This is a genomic window from Nocardioides sp., assembly GCF_036374615.1.
Classification (GTDB): domain Bacteria; phylum Actinomycetota; class Actinomycetes; order Propionibacteriales; family Nocardioidaceae; genus Nocardioides.
In genome coordinates this window covers 1-16,490 of sequence record NZ_DASUTK010000176.1, presented here as the reverse complement: position 1 = coordinate 16,490, position 16,490 = coordinate 1, and the positions used below count along the sequence as shown (strand labels likewise).

Genomic DNA, 16,490 nt, shown 5'->3' with positions numbered 1-16,490 from the left:
CGCCGCGGTCAGGGTCGCGCGGTCAGGGTCGCGCGGTCAGGGTCGCGCGGTCAGGGTCGCGCGGTCAGGGTCGCGCGGTCAGGGTCGCGCGGTCAGGGTCGCGCGGTCAGGGTCGCGCGGTCAGGGTCGCGCGGTCTCGTGGGTGGTGACGATGTCGTTCGCCGCCGCCCACGTGCCGATGTCGCGTCGCTCGATCGCGGCCGCCATCAGGTCGGGGAAGAGGTCAGGGGTGCAGGCGAATGACGGGACACCGACCGCGGCCAGTGCGGCCGCGTGGTCCGCGTCGAACGACGGCTGCCCCGAGTCACTGAGGGCCAGCAGCGCGATCATCGTGGCCCCCGAGCCGACGACCTGCGAGGCCCGCGACACCATCTCCTCGGCGATGCCGCCCTCGTAGAGGTCGCTGATGAGGATCAGCACGGTCTCGGCCGGCCGCTGGATGTGCGACTGGCAGTAGGCCAGGGCCTGGTTGATGTCGGTGCCGCCCCCGAGCTGCACGCCGAACAGAACGTCGACGGGATCGTCCATCTCATCAGTGAGGTCGACGACCTCGGTGTCGAACACGACCAACCGGGTCCGGACCGAGCGCAGGGAGGCGAGGACGGCGCCGAACACGCTGGAGTAGACGATCGACTCGGCCATCGACCCGGACTGGTCGATGCACAGGATGATCTCGCGCTGCACCTGCGAGGAACGTCGGGCGTGACCGATCAACCGTTCGGGGATCACCGTCCGGTGCTCTGGCTGGTAGTGCTTCAGGTTCGCCGCGATCGTGCGGTTCCAGTCGATGTCCTGATGCCGCGGGCGTCGTGTCCGGGCCGAGCGATCGAGTGCACCTGAGACCGCCTGGACCGTTCGTTGGCGCAACCGCTCCTCGAGCTCATCGGTGACGCTGCGCACCACCGCACGCGCCGTCTCGCGTGAGTGCTCCGGGATGACCTGCCCGAGCCCGATCAACGTGCTCACCAGCCCGACGTCGGGTTGCACCGCGCGCATCATCTCCGGCTCGAGCAACAGCTGGCGCAGCCCGAGCCGCTCCATGGCGTCGGCCTGCATCACCTGCACGACCGAGGACGGGAAGTAGCCGCGGATGTCCCCGAGCCATCGGGCCACGCGAGGCGCCGATCCTCCGAGCCCGCCGCGCCGGGGGCCCTGGCCCTCGCCCGCGCCGTACAGTGCGTCGAGCGCGCCGTCACGCTTGGTGTCTCCTTCACCGAGCGTGACTCCACCGCCGTCGGTACGGGTGATCCCGTCCGCCTCCTGCCCGCCGAGCACCAACCGCCACCGCGTCAGCCGGTCACGTTCCTCGCTCACGACGTCACCACCCATCCCAGGAGCCGAGCCGTCGCGTCCAGCCCGGCTCGCGCCTGCTCGATGTCGAGTCGGTCCTCGCCCGCGGACGACACCTGCGGTCCGCCGTGGTCGAGCCGGGACACCTCGCGGCCGAGGGCACGTCGTTCGGGGGCGCTGAACTCGGAGAAGGTGCGCCGCAAGAGCGGCAGGAGGTCCTCGAAGGTCTCCTCGGACACGCCAGCGACCCAGGCGTCGATGAGCCCGAGCAGGGTGGCGTCGTGGAGGAGCAGGACTGCGTCGCCGGCGACGAAGCCGTCAAGCCAGGCGGCTCCCTGGTCTGCCGGAGTCGCCAGCGACAATCGGCGACTCATCCGGTCCGCGGCCGTCTCGGCGCTCACCTCGCCGGCATCGAGGAGCATGCGGGTGGCTCTGCCTGCCACCGTTCCGTGCACGCGATCGTGTCCGGCGATCCGGCCGAGCGCCTCGCACCAGTCGCGGTCCAGCGTGACGTCCTGGAGCAAGGACAGGCCCCGGTGGGCGCCCTCGATCGACGTGCGCATCTGCGCCGCAGCCTCGTCGTCGAGTGACGCACACGCGCTGGGCAGTCCGACGCAGGCGCGCACCACCGTGGCCGTGAGGATCCCGCGCACCTCGTCCACGTCGGCACCACGCACGTCGCCGTAGCGGCAGGTTCGCGCGAGCGGCTCGACGGCGTCGAGCAGCGCGAGCACGTCGTGCTGCACCGCAGCTCGGCGTGCCAGCGCCTCCACGACCGCTCGTACGCCGTCGGGCAGATCGGCCAGCAGGCACTGCGACACCAGCCGGCTGAGGGTGGCCAGGTCCTCGGACTCGGCGGCCGCCTCGGCGGCTCGGGCAGCGGCGGCGTCCTCGATCGTGATCCCGTAGAGGGACGCCTCGACGACGTCGACGGCGAGCTCGGGGCGCCACTCGAGCTCCCAGGCCTCCTTGAAGGTGCCGGTGGTCCTTCCGGCGTCGGTGAGTGCCCCCCAGGAGATCCCGAGCAGCGACAACCGGTGGAGCAGCACCGAGCGGGCCAGTTGCGTCGGCTTGCGCAGGTCGAGGCTCACCTCCTGCACCTGAGCCATGGGCTTCAGCCGGAGCGCGCGCTGGAGACGCGCCAGGTCCGCGGCGAGCGGGACGATCGGTGCCTCCTCGGGCACCTCCCCGAGAGCGGAACCGACCACGAGCTCGCGCCCGACCAGCTGGAGGGGCAGCGGCGAGCCGTGACAGAGGACGGCCTGGGTCGCGTCGTCGAGCTCGGCCAACCCGACCGAGGGCCGCCCTCGCAGGGTGGCCAGCGAGCGAGCGAGGCGGGTCGCCTCGATGACCGAGGCGGTGGAGGCGTCCAGCTGCTCGACCCGCAGGGTCTGCGCAACTCGCACCAGCCAGCTGGCAGCGGTGTCGTCGGCGTCGGCGTCGGGCCGTTGGCCATGGATGAACAGGTGCTGGTACCAGCCCGGCGAGGTGATGCCGGCGCCGTACCCGCTCTCGCGGGCGAGCCGGGCCGAGGTCCACGGTGTCCAGGCGGCGGCGACCTTCACCTTGGGGAGCTTGGTGAGCAACCGGTTGTCATGGGTCGCAGGCGGGAAGTCGGCAGGGTGCAGGGCGGGAGCGTGCCAGGCGCCGCACACCACGACCAGCGTGGTGTCATCATCGAGCTCACGCATCGCTTGACGCAGGACGCGCCGCATGGCGGCCTCGCGGCGGGCGTTCTCCACGACGTCGGGGTCGGAGGCGTCGCGCGTGTCGTCGGACCGAACCTGGGCCATCGCCTCGCGAACGGCGTCGAACCGGTCGAGGGGCGTGTCGAAGCGGTGCTCGATCGCGTCCTCCCACCACCGTTCGGGGTCGTCGTAGCCAGCGGCGCGGGCGAGCCGACCGATCGGGTCGAGCGGCTCGGTTGCGCCCTCGTCAGCGGAGTCGGCGGCCGCCGCCTCGAGCGCGAAGTGGTGGGTGGCCGGGAGGTCCGCGAAGCGGAGCGGCACGCCCGCTGTCACCGCCCAGCGGGCAGCGACCCACTCGGGTGAGAACTCCGCGAGCGGGTAGAACAGCGCCTGGCGCGGCGTGTCGACGGCGTACACCAGACCCGCCACCGGCGGGACCAGGCCGGCGTGAGCGAACAACGGGGAGATGGCGTCCAGCTCCGGACAACCCTCGACGACCACCAGGTCGGGGCGCAGTTGCCGGAGCGCGTCGCCCACGGCGCGCGCAGACCCGGGTCCGTGGTGGCGGACCCCGAGGACATGGACCGTGGGCTGGGACATCGCGTCAGTTGAGCTCGCGGCACGCGCGGTACAGGTCGTGCCAGTCCTTGCGGTTGCGCACGACCGTCTCGAGGTACTCCTGCCAGACGAGCTGGTCCTGCACCGGGTCCTTCACCACGGCGCCGAGGAGGCCCGCGGCCACGTCCTCCGCACGAACGCGCCCGTCCCCGAAGTGCGCGGCGAGCGACAGACCGTTGGTCATGACCGAGATCGCCTCGGCGGTCGAGAGGGTGGCGGAGGGGGACTTGACGGTGGTCCGCCGGTCCTCGGTCGTCCCCGAACGCAGCTCACGCATGATCGTCACCACCCGTCGGATCTCCGAGAGGGCCTCGACCTCAGCGGGCAGCTCCAGGGCCGTCCCGAGCGCGGCGACGCGCGTGCGGACGATCTCGACCTCCTCGTCAAGGGAGTCGGGAAGCGGCAGAACCACGGTGTTGAAGCGGCGGCGGAGCGCCGAGGACAGGTCGTTCACGCCCTTGTCTCGATTGTTGGCGGTCGCGATGACGTTGAAGCCGGGGCGGGCCTGGACCTCCTGGTCGAGCTCCGGGATCGGCAGCGTCTTCTCGGACAGGATCGTGATCAGCGAGTCCTGCACGTCGGCCGGAATCCGGGTGAGCTCCTCGACCCGGGCCAGCGTGCCGGCCTCCATCGCTCGCATCACCGGGCCGGGGACCAGCGCCGCCCGCGAGGGTCCGTCCTGCAGCAGCCGGGCGTAGTTCCAGCCGTAGCGGAGGGACTCCTCCGGCGTCCCGGCCGTCCCCTGCACCAGCAACGAGGCGGTGCCGCTGACGGCGGCCGCGAGGTGCTCGCTCAGCCACGTCTTGGCCGTCCCGGGTACGCCGAGCAGCAGCAGGGCGCGGTCGGTAGCGAGGGTCGCGATGGCGACCTCCACCAGCCGCCGCTGCCCGATGTACTTCGGCGTGATGACGGTGCCGTCGCCGAGCTCGCCGCCGAGGACGTACGTCGCGACGGCCCACGGCGACAGCCGCCACCGGGGCGGGCGCGGTCGATCGTCCGCCTTGGCCAGCGCAGCCAGCTCGTCGGCGTACGCGTCCTCGGCGTGGGCGCGCAGCACGCCCGCAGGGGCGTCGACGGACGTGGTGGTCGGGTCGGTCATCGGAATGCCTCCGTGAGGGTGTGGCGGAAGGAGTGGTACTGGACAACGCGGGCCAGGACGTCGCGGCGTCGGTCGCCCGGCTCGAGCCGCTCGATCGCGGCGCGTGCGGCAGGCAGGACGCCGGGCGGCAGGGCGCTCGGCAGGAGCGGAGCGAGCTGGTGCACGGCCTTGCCGCCGTCGTTGCCGGCCAGGAGGGCGAGGACCCGGTGGGCGAACACGTCACCCCAAGGTCGGGGGAGACCGCTGACTGCCGCGTGGAGGCGGGCCAGCTTCTCGGTCGCGGTGCCGGTCTCGATCGCGGTCAGGATCCGCTGCTCGCGCTCGGCAGGTGGCAGGAGGGTGACGAGGGCGTCGTCGTGCTCGACCTCGAGGAGTGCGGCGGCCCAGGTCGCGTCGCGGCGCAGCAGCACGACCTGGCGGATCAGCTGGAGGACGCCGGGTTCGTCGCGGAGCTGTGCGACGGCGCGCTCCGGCGGCCCGTCGGCAAGCTCGGTCCACACGGTCAGCGGCGCCCCTCGAACAATCGTGCGGAGCCAGCCGAGGCGATCCGGTTCGCCTGAACGAGGCGGGGGAGCCAGGCCGTCGCGAATCGCCATCGGGTCGGGTTCGTCGGGCACCTCGACCCGGAGGCTGCGGCGGAGCGTTCCGTGCCGGGTGATGAGTGGTCGCAGCCGGGCTGCCATGCGGGTCGCCCGCGCGCTGGACGGCACGAGGTCGAGCAACGACGCGGCCTCGTCGCGCACCGACTTCGCGGAGTCGTCGAGACCGAGCTCGAGGAGCGGTTCGTCCGCCGGTCCGAGGCCGACGCGCAGAACTCCCAGGTGTGCGCGACGCTCCCGCGCAGCCAGGGAGTCCCAGGTCTGTGACAACAGGTCCCGCGCCGCGGCGGGGTCATGCGCACGAAGGCGTCCGAGCTCCTCGGTCGCTTCCCGGATGGGGAGCGTGGTCCATGCCGCCGCGAGCTCTTCGTCCCTCGGCGGCGACCCGGTTGCCGACGCCAGTCCGGCCCAGGCTGGGTTGAGCCCGGTCAGCCAACGTCCTCGCTCTCCGGCGGCCGGGAAGAGCGCCCGAGCCACCTCCGGTCGAGCGGCCGCGAGGTCGAGGAGCGGAACGAGCAGGGGGGACGGCACGTGCACCGGGTGCTGGGCCGCGCGGGTCAGCCACTCCACGACCAGCTCGTCACGCAACGCCTTGCCCATCGGCGGCTGGAGCAGCAGCAGGGTGAGCAGCTGACTCGCCCGGTCTCCGGCGGCTGGAACGGTCTCCTCGGGTGCCGTGGGGAGCGGGGCATCCTGGTGGGCCGGCCTCCGCCCCGCCCTGACCAGGACGTCGCCGAGCGCCGCCAGCTCCAGCAGCCGCTCCTCCCGGCCGGCGTGCTGCACCCTCGGGCGCAGCCCCGGCACTGGCGGGGGAGGCGGGGCGTCGCGCCGCGCGGTGCCCACCAGTGCACTGGTGCGCAGATCCGAGAGCCACTCGTGCACAGTCACAGCGCGAGCACCTGCCCTCCGAGCGCCACCGTGAGCGGCCGGAACCGACCGTCCTCGATCTCGCCGAACACGTCCGCCGGTGCGCCGCCGGTCACCGCCAGCGCGTGCCACACGGGTGCGTCGTCGACCAGCCCCAGAACGGCGCCATCGGCGTCCCGGACGGCCCAGCCGTCTGCGTCGACCCGCACGTCCGCGAGCACGGCAGGGTGGCGGTCGCGCCACGGCGAACCAGCCAGCGCTGCGGCTGCGGCTGCCACCGCGCTGGTGATCGTGGTGCCGCTCGGGAGCTTCGGGTTCTCGGCCACGGGATGAACGTCGGAGACGAAGGTGGCCCGTCGTGGGGACCGCCCCGGGTAGCGCGCGAGATCGGCGTCGACCACGGTCCCCGGGAGCTGGGGAGTGGCCAGGGCCTCGCCGTACGCCGCGAAGTCCAGCACCTGGAGCATCTCCGCCTCGGCCGGACCGGCGGTCCCGCGCAGCCAGGTGCGCTGCTGCTGGAGGCGCCCGTCGTCCGTACGGTGGGCGCCGAGCACGCGCCAAGGCCCGGCGATCGACTCCCGCTCGCGGACCGCGGCCGACGGCTGCGACCAGCCGAGAGCGACCCGGAGGTCAGCCTCGGTGTCGGGGTCGAGCGTCTCGCGGGCACGCCAGGCACAGGTCACGAGCCACCAGCGCCCGAGGCCGGCGAGCAGGTGATCGGCCCAGTCCGACCGGGAGTGGACGGTCGAGCCCATCGTCCGCACCTGGTCGGCGAGGCCGGGCAGCTGTGCGTCGACGAGCCGGGCGGCGGTGGTGTCCCACCATGAGTACGGCTGGTTGCGCGCTGCGGCCAGCCCAGCACGCACGACGTCGGTGAGCCACAGCCGGAAGTCGGCCAGGCCGTCGTCCATCAGCGCCACGCGCTCGGCGAGGCGTCGTGCCTGTGCCTCGGGGTCGATCGGGCGCGCTGCCCGTTCGAGGGTGCGGGACTGCTGCTGGGCAGTCCGTTCGGCACGCTGGGCTGCCCACTCCTTCGCGTGATCGGCGGCCTCGCCCTCGGGCACCACGTCGGGGCCTCGAGACCACAGCATGAGCAGCGCCAGTGCGTGCTTGCACGGGAACTTCCGGCTCGGGCAGGAGCATCGGTAGGCGGGAGCGAGCACGTCGACGCTGACTTGGTACGGCGTCTTGCCGGATCCCTGGCAGCGGCCCCACACCAAGACGTCGTTCGCTCCGAGGTCTGCCCAGGGGCCCGGGTTCGCGAGCCGCCGGGCAGCAGTGAGCGACGACGCGTCGGGAGCGGCCGCTACGACCTGCTCCTCCGTCCACCGCTTCACCGGCGCCATCCAACCAAACGGCACCCGCAGCGTCCCGAGAACGCCCTACGATGGCGGCCGGGAGGGGGGGCGATGGCCGATCCGATCGGAGAGATCCTCGGGGACTATCGGGCGTTCGCGGCACAGCAGCATGACCGACTCCTCGCCCGGGGGATCGACATCGCCCCGTACTCGCTGAGCCACCTCGCCTTCCGCGTGCCGGAGTGGGAGCAGTACGTGCACGTGCGGACCCTGCTCGAGCGCCACGCTGTCGCCAATCGCGAGAACGTCTGGAACGGACGCCCGATCTCCTTGATCGTCCCCGCAGAGCCCCTCGAGGTCCTCGACGGGAAGGCCGTGCCGCTGATCGAGCTCATCCCGCCTGTGCACCAGCGGGTCTACAAGATGGGGTGGGAGCACCTCGGCGTCGTGGTCGGCGTCACCTTCGACGCGTTCGTCGACGCCAACAAGCCCGTCCTGACCGGACAGCAGTTCCAGGGGCCGAACAGCACCCCCGACCCGGTCTACATCCTGATGGAGGACTTCACGCACGTGAAGTTCTACCGGCTGTCGCTCAGGGAGTCCGTCGAGCTCGATGCCGGCATCGCATTCGGCACCGGGTTCCATCACGTCGACGGCTGGGTGCCGCAAGCGCTGGTGACCGCGACCGGCCCGAGTCCCCTGCCGCGCTAGCGCAATGACGGCGCTCCTCACACCTCAACCTCCGGCGGCGGCTCACGGCACACTGGGGACATGCGCTCCTGGCTGGTAGCAGCCGCCGTCGGCCTGCTGCTGGCCGGGTGCTCGACGGAGCCCGAGGAGCCCTCGTCCGCGCCGACGCCCAGTGAGTCACCGACCGAGGCGGCCTCGGCCGAGCCGTCCGAGACAGCCACGACCGAGCCCAGTGCCAACCCTGAGGACCGGCTGCCGAAGGTCCACCACCCGGTGTCGCTGCCGGCGCTGATGCGCGAGCGGCCCGATGGCGGCCGGCCGCGGATCACCGCCACCGAGCTCGAGACCGACGCCTACGCGCGTCACCAGGTCGTCTACCGGAGCGGAGACCTGACGGTCTCGGGCGTGCTGCTGCGACCGAGGGGCCCCGGCCCGTTCCCGGGGATCGTCCTCAACCACGGCTACATCGACCCCTCGTACTACGTCACCGGCCAGGGCATGGCGCGCGAGCAGGACGCGCTGGCGCGGGCCGGGTTCGTCGTTCTTCACACGGACTACCGGGGGCACGCCGCCTCCGACGACGTGCCGGACCTGGACCGGGAGACCCGGCTCGGCTACACCCGCGATGCAATCAACGCGGTCGAAGCGCTGGGCAAGCTCCCGTACGTCGACGACGACCGGCTCGCCATGCTCGGCCGCTCGATGGGCGGTGGCGTCACGATGAACGCGCTCGTGGCACAGCCCGGTCTGGTCGACGCGGCCGTCATCTATGCGAGCGTGAGTTCGTCGTACCTCGAGAACGTCGACCACTTCACGCGGCCGAACCGGCCCGAGGCGGTGCAGGCGCTCCACGACCGGTTCGGGACCCCGCGGGAGGCGCCTCGCTTCTACCGGGAGCTGTCCTCGCGCACCTACTTCGACCGGGTCACCGAGCCGGTGCTTGCCCACCACGGCGAGGTCGACGGGACCTGCCCGCCTCGGTGGGCGGCGCGCACCCAGCAGCTGATGCGGCGGTCAGGGGTGGACTCGCGGCTGGTCTGGTACCCCGGGGAGGACCATGCCTTCTACGCGCGCTGGCAGCAGTCCATGGACAGCACGCTCGACTTCCTCCGCGAGCAGTTCCGCAGCAACCGGTGAGTCAGCGGCCCTGACCCACCTCCAGCACGCCACGCGCTCCCCGCTCTCCGTCCGTCATGACGTGGTTGACGAACGGGTAGTGCCCCGGCTCGGGGAAGGTCAGCTCGACGAAGCCGCCCTCGGCCGGCAGCAGCGACAGGACCTGCGCTCCGGTGTGGCGTGCGGGGGCCTTCGCCGACCCGAGCTGCCAGGAGCCCTCGGACCAGACCCGATCGAACTGACCTCCCACGACGTGGAACGACAGCGGCCGGGCCGGTCCGGCGTCGAGCACCCACAGCCGGACGCGCTCGCCCACCCGGGCCCGCAACGGCTCGTGCGCGTACTGGTCCGGGTAGCCGTTGAAGACCACCGCGTCGGGCGAGTCGGACGCGAGCTTCGCGAGGTCGGGGGCCCCACCGTCCTCGCCGAGGTAGAGCTCGGACTGCACCAGCACGTAGGAGCGGTCGACCGGCGGCAGCCCGCGCGGCTCGATCACGACGGCGCCGAAGAGGCCGGCTGCGATGTGCGCGGACATCGGCATCGTCGAGCAGTGGTACATCCAGATGCCGGCCCGGGTCGCCGTGAAGCGATAGACCAGGGACTCGCCGGGCTCGATGGTGCGCATCGGTCGGTCCGGCGCCAGCGAGCCGGCGTGGAAGTCGACGGAGTGCCCGATCGAGCCGTCGTTGATGAGGGTGACGACGAACCGGTCCCCGACCCGGCCGTGCAGCACGGGCCCGGGAGCGCCCTCGCCGCCGTACGACCACACGGTCTGCCGGACGCCGGGGGCGACCTCTCGCTCGGTCTCGGTGACGGTGAGCATCACGCGGTGCACCCGGCCGGGCGGCAGCGCGGGCAGCCGCGCGTCTCGGGCGGAGAAGTCCGGTCCCGGCGTCGCCCCGGGCTCGTACGACGAGGTGCCGGATGTCGCCACATGACCGGAGTGGTGCCCGTCCGGGGCCGTCGGTGTCGGCTCGGCGGGTGGCGCCTGCGTCGGTGCGTCGCCGGTGACCTCGACCAGGAACACCATCCCCATCTGGCGGTGCCCCAGCACCGAGCACCAGCCGTCCAGTGCTCTCCCGACGACGCCGAGATCCACGCTGACGGTCTCGCCCGGCCCGACCCGTCCGGTCCCGGCTCCGTTCTCCAGCACCAGGTCGTGGACGTCACCGTCGGCGGCATTGTGCAGTGTGATGACGAGCCGGTTCCCCGCCGGAACGGTGACCGAGTCCGGCGAGAACCGCATCCCCTCGGCCGTCACCTCGACCCGGGTGATCTCGCCGGTGGCCTCCACTCCCGCGGCCGCGGATCGCACCGGTCCGGCCAGGGCCGCCGGGTCGAGCGCGGCGCCGGAGGCTGAGGCGACCAGGACCATCGCGAGCCCGGTGACCGCCAAGCCGGCCCGCTGGCCAGGCGGTCGGTCACCGTCAGGGGACGGCCGACCGCGCCCGGGCGGGGATGGCTCCCTCACTCCGTCGCGGACCCGCCGCCAGGTGCGGATCGCGACGAGCAGGATCGGCACGAACGAGGCCAGAGCCCCCACCACGAGGAAGGACACCAGCACCCGCACCGTGCTCGGCACCGGCAGGGCACACACGGCCAGACCCAGGTTCGTCAGCACCAGCCGCAGCGCGCCGCCCGTGTCGACGACCCGGTTCGCCGCCCTCACGGGGGACGGGCCACCGCCGAGCACGACCGGGACCAGGTACGAGAGCGCACCGAGCAACACCTGGGCCGCGAAGCCCACTGCCAGCAGCGGCGTGACCGTCCCGAACGCGGCGCCGAGGTCGGACCAGCTCGTGGCGGTGACCGCGCCGACGACGATGATCCCGAGTGACCCAACGAACCAGCAGTACCCGGCCAGGATCGACCACGCGGGGAAGCTGGTGGGTGGTCGGGTCCGCGCGACGCGGATCGCCGGCACCAGCAGCAGCGAAGCGCCCGCCAGGTAGGTCACGACCCCCACCGCGACCAGCCGGGGTCCGCCGAGCGCGGCTGTTGCGGTGAGCAGCACGCCTGCAACCAGCAGCGGCAGGGCCCGGGCCGATGCCCGCTCCGCTCCCTCAGCGATCCGGGTGCGCAGCACGGTCGGCCACAGCGTGACCAAGGTGCCGAGCACGGTCAGCCCGATCCAGCCGAGCACGTTGATGGCCATGTGGGCGGTGCGGACCCGGTCGTGCAACGGGTCGGCGAGGCCGGTGGCCAGCCACACGCCGAGCCCGGCACCAACCGGCAGCAATGCTGCCGCCGCCACGTAGTAGCGCACGGTGGGGGCGAACCTCGAGGCGAGCGAGCCTCGCAGCTGGCCCAGCAGCACGGCCCCGTGCCACAGCACGGCTCCTCCGAGCAGGGCGGCACCGGCGGCGACCACCGGCCACCACGCGACGAGCACCCCGCCGATGACGAGGGCGACCCCGGCGTTGAACAGCACCAGGCGCGTCGACTGCTGCCTCCGCGGGGTCGGGGGCACGCGCAGCAGGGTGTCGGCGAAGTAGCGGCTCCACACCAGGATCGCGTGGCCGACGGCCCCCAGCAGGAGCAGGTGGATCATCAGCCAGCGTGGGGCGGGGACGAACGGGTGCACGAGAGTCGCCACGACCGTCGCGACCAGCCAGCACACGGTCGGCAGGTCGCGCATCGGCCAGAATCCCCGCACGCTCATGACGTCCACCGGTGGGACGTGGCGGCGAGGGTGAAGACGCAACCCATGAAGCCGATCAGCGCAGCGACGGTCAGCACGCCACCGACCTGCCACGCCGTCGTGGTGCCGAGTGCGTCCCCGGCCCACAGCCGCACCACGAGGCCCAGCTGCAGCAGCAGGAGCGGGGCGTAGAGGAGCGGGTGGAAGGGCAGCTTCACGCGCGCCACCACCGGCAGGATCACGGGGGCGTGCGCCATCACCATCGACATCGTGAAGCCGAGGAACACGGCGTGGACGGCGGCGTCGTACGCCGGCCCACCGACCGCCGGGTCCGCGAGCAGCCAGACACCGGCGGCCGCCACCAGCCACACCTGGCCGCTGAGCATGCAGATCGCCATGTACCGGGGGAGCCCGGAGGCGCGGACGGTCCGGCGGGCTACGTCGTGACGAGCCAGCCAGCCACTGACGAGGGCGAGCGACAGACCGAACAACGGCCCGGCGGTCGCCCACAGCAGGAGCGCGAGCACGGACACCGAGAGCGCGACGGCAGCGAGCACCAGTAACCGGCCCGCCGATCCCGGCATGCCGAGCCGGGCGAGCTCCAGCCGCTCGCCGGCGATCGTGAGCACGAGGAAGCCCGCCAGCCACGGCACGACCGCGGCCATCGGCACGCCACCCAGCCAGCCGACCGTGGCGCCGACCGCGAGAACGGCTCCGAGGGCCTGCACGAGCACGGCATCGTCGCGCTGCCGCCGCCAGAGCCGCTGGTAGACGAGGGTCAGCACCACGGTGCCCACGACCAGGAGGCCGGCGCCGACCCGCTCGGTGCGGGGCACGACGTGGAGCAGCGCGCCGGCGGCGAGGGCCACCGGGGCGATGTACCCGGCCGGGTGACGCAACGCGACCGCGCGCTCGAGAGCGATCAGCGCGCCGACGAAGCCGAGCGTCATCAAGACGCCGTGAGCGGAGCCGGTCCGGTCGCCGGGTGCGGGGGACCAGACGTCGAGGAGCGAGAGAGCGCCGTCGAGGCCGACCAGCAGCGACGCGGCAGCGGGGACGGCCAGCACGACCCGGATCGCGGGGCGCCCCGGAACGAGACGCCGCCCCGACACCCGCGGACCCGCGAGGGTCGTCATGGCCGGCTGTGGGGTAGCAGCAGCCGGCACGAACCGATCTCGGCGAACGGCTGCAGCTCGACGCCCTCGGTGCTCGCGCCCGCGTGCTCCAGGAGTCCCTCGACGAGGCCTTGGTGTACGCCGCAGACGATGTCCGGTGCCTCTCGGGCGGCGTCGAGCAGGGGGCACCGGGTGAGCCGGACCAGTCCTGCGTCGGTGGTGTCCCGCTCCGGGGCGAAGCCCATGCGGGCCAGCGCGGCGACGGGCTCGGGTGCCTGACCCGGCCGCTCCTCCGCGAGCCGGTGGCCCCACGCGCGCCCGGCGTGGCGCGCGTCCTCCTCCGGGTGGACGCTGGAACGGGCGACTGCTCCGGCGAGCGCGACCGCCAGACCGGTCAGCTCCGCGGCGGGCGCCGGCCGAGGACCGGTGACGGCGTACCGGTGAGCGGGCCTCCCTGGCCCGGCTGCCGGCTCACTGGTGCGGACGACATCGCCACGGGCGAGCAGACCCTCGAGGTGCGCGCGCAACGTGTTCGGGTGGAGTCCGCTGGCGTCCGCGAGCTCGGTCAAGGTGGCCGGCCCCGACTGCTGCTGCAGCAGCGCCAGCAGTCGTGCCTGCCCGGTCGGGAGGATCTCGCCGGCGGCGGCGCTGGGTCCGAGTGGAGCCGGATTAGTTTTCACGGGAAAACTGTAATAAATTACAGCGACGGCGACAACTCGGGTGTCGCTGACCGGGCGACATCGGATCGATCCGGACGACGACACAGGAGGACGAGCATGAGTGGGTCGAGCGACGTGGTCATCGCGAGCGGCAGAGCGGACGCGGAGGCGTCGGAGCGGGTGGTCTCCCATCACGCCGAGATGGCGGGCCGCGTGGCCGCGCTGGTCGGGACGCTCGCACAGAGCACGTCAGGCGACGCGGCGATCGAGGCCCGGGACCAGCTCGTGACCTGGGCTCGCGAGGAGCTGCTGCCTCACGCGGCGGCCGAGGAGGGCACGCTCTACACCGCTGGTGGCGAGCTGCCCGAGCTCCGAATGCTGGTGCAGGCGATGGTGGCCGAGCACTCGGCGATCACGGCCCTCGTCGAGGCGCTGGCCGGCGCGAACAGCCCGGCGGCCGCGGTCGCCGCGGCGGGTGGGCTGGAGGCCGTCCTCGACGTCCACCTCCAGAAGGAGAACGAGCTGCTGCTGCCGGCCCTGGTCGCGTCGCCGACCGTGTCGGTCGCCGGCCTGCTGACCGGGATGCACGAGATCCTCGGTGCCACCGAGGAGTCGGCGGCAGGAGGCTGCGGCGGGCACGCCTGCACCTGCGGCGAGACCGACGCCGGCGAGCTGCCCGAGCTCGATGCCCGCGCCGTACCGCACGCCATCCGGCACGCGACGATCTTCGGCGCTCTCGACGCCCTCGGGCCCGGCGGAGGCCTGGTCCTGGTCGCACCGCATGACCCGTTGCCGCTGCTCAACCAGCTCGAGGCCCGCAGCCCCGGTGGGTTCTCGGTGGACTACCTCGAACGCGGTCCGGAGGCCTGGCGGTTGCGGTTCCGTCGCTGCGGCTGACCCTGACCCCGTTCTCCGACGGCTGTGGCACGGTTGGAGCGTGGGCACCGACGAGCATCCGAACATCCGCCGTGCCCGCTTTGAGGAGCTGGCTCGCGCGGAGCTGATCGAACCGCTGCGGAGGTTCCTGACCCGCCGTACCGATCCGGCCACCGCCGACGACGTGCTGTCCGAGACGCTGCTGGTCTGCTGGCGCCGGTTCGACGAGCTCCCCGATGACGCGCCGCTCCCATGGGCGTACGGCGTGGCGCGGAACTGTCTCGCCAACGCCCGCCGCAGCAGGCACCGTCAGGAGCGGCTCGCTGCGAGAGTGGCGGCCGTCGCCGCGCCGCAGGAGGACCCTGACCCGGCGGGCAGTCGCGACGTGGTGCTGCACGAGGCCCTGGGGCGGCTCCGCGAGGACGAGGCCGAGCTGCTCCGGCTCTGGGCATGGGAGCAGCTGACGCCTGCGGAGATCGCCACCGTGCTCGACGTGACGCCGAACGCGGTGAGCATCCGGCTGCTGCGGGCTCGCGAGAAGCTCAAGGCGGAGATCGGAAAGTTCGAGGCCGGTGCCGGACATGAGCAGTCGGAAGGAGGGACGAGATGACGGACCGCGAGCGCGACGAGCTCTTCGTTCGGCTTCGTGACGCCGACCCGTCGTCCAGCCTCCCACCCGCCGACCCCGCCGGGGTCGCCCGACTGCTGGAGGACGCCATGAGTCACGACACGATGACGGAGACCCGGGGGACCGGCACCCGCGGCCGCAGCCCGCTCACCTGGCTGGTCGCGGCGGCTGCCGTCGCCCTGATCGTCGCAGCAGGCGTGTTCGCGCTGCTTCCCCGCGGAGGGGACCAGCCGTCGGTCGCCAGCCCCGATCCCACTGCATCCGATCCCACTGCATCCGAGCCCACCGTCACCGAGCTCACGATGCCCGCTGCCGCCGCCGGCCGCTGCATGGTGCCGACTGCCCAGATGCTCGGGTCGGCGGCGTACGCGTTCGACGGCACCGTCACCGGCATCGATGCAGGTGTGGTGACGTTGGAGGTGGATCGGTGGTACGCCGGCGGGGAGAGCGACCTGGTCCAGGTCGACCAGGCCTCCGCCGACCTGAACGCGTTGACCCTGGCGCCGATCTTCGAGGCGGGAGGACGCTTCCTGGTCGCGGGCACCGAGGACGGGTCGGTCATGGTGTGCGGCTTCAGCGGCCCCTACACGGCGGAGCTGGCCGATCTGTACACGAAGGCTTTCGCGGCATGAGAACGGAATAGTTGCTTGTTCAACTAGGTTGTGCGGAGGTACGGAACCCCCTACCCCTCAGGAGCAACGTGAAGATCGGCATCGTCCTCGGCAGCACCCGTCCCGGACGCCTCGGTACCGAGGTCGCGGAGTGGGTGGCCAAGCAGGCCATCCGGCGTGACGCAGCGACCTACGAGATCGTCGACGTCGCGGAGTACGACCTCGACCTGCTCGACGACCCCGTGGTGCCCGGCGCTGCAGACCGTGACTACGCCAACAGCAAGACGCGACGCTGGAGCAGCGCGGTCGACGACCTCGACGGATTCGTCTTCGTCACGCCGGAGTACAACCACGGCGTGCCCGCGGCGCTGAAGAACGCATTCGACGTGCTCGGCCCCGAGTGGCGGCGCAAGGCGATCGCCTTCGTCTCCTACGGTGCCGACGGAGGCGTGCGCGCGGTCGAGCAGTGGCGCACGATCACCGCCAACATGGCGATGCTGGCGGCTCGCTCGCAGGTGTCCCTGTCGCTCTTCTCGGACTTCGGGGAGAACGGCTTCGCGCCGACCGAGCGTCGCGAGGCCGAGCTCGAGGCGCTCTTCGACGAGATCGAGGCGTTGGCCGGCGCCTCGCTCCAGCTGCGCGCCGCCTGATCAACGCCTCGTGTGCCTGAGAGTGCGCCTTGGCGCAGTCTCAGG

The 16,490-nt window shown here is 72.5% G+C and carries 14 protein-coding genes and 1 pseudogene; 7 read left to right on the top strand and 8 right to left on the bottom strand.

Annotated features, from left to right (window positions below; all coding sequences use genetic code 11):
* Nucleotides 1–120 precede the first annotated feature (120 nt).
* The 5 genes from VFZ39_RS13810 to VFZ39_RS13790 are packed head-to-tail and all read right to left on the bottom strand — an operon-like array spanning nucleotide 121 to nucleotide 7,498.
* Entirely contained in the window at nucleotides 121–1,314 is a 1,194-nt protein-coding gene (locus VFZ39_RS13810; RefSeq protein ID WP_330866349.1) for a VWA domain-containing protein, read from the bottom strand.
* The gene (locus tag VFZ39_RS13805) at nucleotides 1,311–3,578 is read right to left on the bottom strand and encodes a DUF5682 family protein (RefSeq protein ID WP_330866348.1); all 2,268 of its coding nucleotides are present in this window, start codon (nucleotides 3,576–3,578) and stop codon (nucleotides 1,311–1,313) included. The genes VFZ39_RS13810 and VFZ39_RS13805 overlap by 4 nt, the downstream gene beginning before the upstream one ends.
* Nucleotides 3,579–3,582: 4 nt before the next feature.
* On the bottom strand, nucleotides 3,583–4,695 hold the full coding sequence (locus tag VFZ39_RS13800; protein WP_330866347.1) for an ATP-binding protein: 1,113 nt from the start codon (nucleotides 4,693–4,695) through the stop codon (nucleotides 3,583–3,585).
* The gene (locus VFZ39_RS13795; protein WP_330866346.1) at nucleotides 4,692–6,182 is read right to left on the bottom strand and encodes a DUF5691 domain-containing protein; all 1,491 of its coding nucleotides are present in this window, start codon (nucleotides 6,180–6,182) and stop codon (nucleotides 4,692–4,694) included. Before VFZ39_RS13795 ends, VFZ39_RS13800 begins: the two co-directional genes overlap by 4 nt.
* Entirely contained in the window at nucleotides 6,179–7,498 is a 1,320-nt protein-coding gene (locus VFZ39_RS13790; RefSeq protein WP_330866345.1) for an SWIM zinc finger family protein, read from the bottom strand. The genes VFZ39_RS13795 and VFZ39_RS13790 overlap by 4 nt, the downstream gene beginning before the upstream one ends.
* A gap of 72 nt (nucleotides 7,499–7,570) precedes the next feature.
* Here VFZ39_RS13790 and VFZ39_RS13785 point away from each other — a divergent pair, with 72 nt between their 5' ends.
* On the top strand, nucleotides 7,571–8,170 hold the full coding sequence (locus VFZ39_RS13785) for a VOC family protein (RefSeq protein ID WP_330866344.1): 600 nt from the start codon (nucleotides 7,571–7,573) through the stop codon (nucleotides 8,168–8,170).
* Between the two features lie 60 nt (nucleotides 8,171–8,230).
* On the top strand, nucleotides 8,231–9,286 hold the full coding sequence (locus VFZ39_RS13780) for an alpha/beta fold hydrolase (RefSeq protein ID WP_330866343.1): 1,056 nt from the start codon (nucleotides 8,231–8,233) through the stop codon (nucleotides 9,284–9,286).
* Nucleotide 9,287: 1 nt separating this feature from the next.
* Here the strand turns inward: VFZ39_RS13780 and VFZ39_RS13775 are convergent, their stop codons facing one another.
* From VFZ39_RS13775 to VFZ39_RS13765, 3 genes are read right to left on the bottom strand one after another with little or no spacing between them, the layout of a single operon-like run.
* Nucleotides 9,288–11,927: a multicopper oxidase domain-containing protein gene (locus tag VFZ39_RS13775; protein WP_330866342.1), complete on the bottom strand. Its 2,640-nt coding sequence runs from the start codon at nucleotides 11,925–11,927 to the stop codon at nucleotides 9,288–9,290.
* Nucleotides 11,924–13,042: a hypothetical protein gene (locus VFZ39_RS13770; protein ID WP_330866341.1), complete on the bottom strand. Its 1,119-nt coding sequence runs from the start codon at nucleotides 13,040–13,042 to the stop codon at nucleotides 11,924–11,926. The genes VFZ39_RS13775 and VFZ39_RS13770 overlap by 4 nt, the downstream gene beginning before the upstream one ends.
* Complete coding sequence (locus tag VFZ39_RS13765) at nucleotides 13,039–13,701, bottom strand: helix-turn-helix transcriptional regulator (RefSeq protein ID WP_330866340.1); 663 nt, start codon at nucleotides 13,699–13,701, stop codon at nucleotides 13,039–13,041. Before VFZ39_RS13765 ends, VFZ39_RS13770 begins: the two co-directional genes overlap by 4 nt.
* 96 nt (nucleotides 13,702–13,797) lie before the next feature.
* Between VFZ39_RS13765 and VFZ39_RS13760 the strand changes: the two are divergent.
* From VFZ39_RS13760 to VFZ39_RS13740, 5 genes and pseudogenes are all read left to right on the top strand, one after another.
* Nucleotides 13,798–14,208 (top strand): annotated as a pseudogene (locus VFZ39_RS13760) (hemerythrin domain-containing protein); the annotation flags it as partial.
* Between the two features lie 54 nt (nucleotides 14,209–14,262).
* Entirely contained in the window at nucleotides 14,263–14,577 is a 315-nt protein-coding gene (locus VFZ39_RS13755) for a DUF2249 domain-containing protein (protein ID WP_330866350.1), read from the top strand.
* Between the two features lie 40 nt (nucleotides 14,578–14,617).
* The gene (locus VFZ39_RS13750) at nucleotides 14,618–15,166 is read left to right on the top strand and encodes a sigma-70 family RNA polymerase sigma factor (protein ID WP_330866339.1); all 549 of its coding nucleotides are present in this window, start codon (nucleotides 14,618–14,620) and stop codon (nucleotides 15,164–15,166) included.
* Entirely contained in the window at nucleotides 15,163–15,816 is a 654-nt protein-coding gene (locus tag VFZ39_RS13745; RefSeq protein ID WP_330866338.1) for a hypothetical protein, read from the top strand. Before VFZ39_RS13750 ends, VFZ39_RS13745 begins: the two co-directional genes overlap by 4 nt.
* Before the next feature lie 68 nt (nucleotides 15,817–15,884).
* A complete protein-coding gene (locus tag VFZ39_RS13740) occupies nucleotides 15,885–16,445 on the top strand; it encodes an NADPH-dependent FMN reductase (protein WP_330866337.1) in 561 nt (186 codons plus the stop codon).
* Nucleotides 16,446–16,490 lie beyond the last annotated feature (45 nt).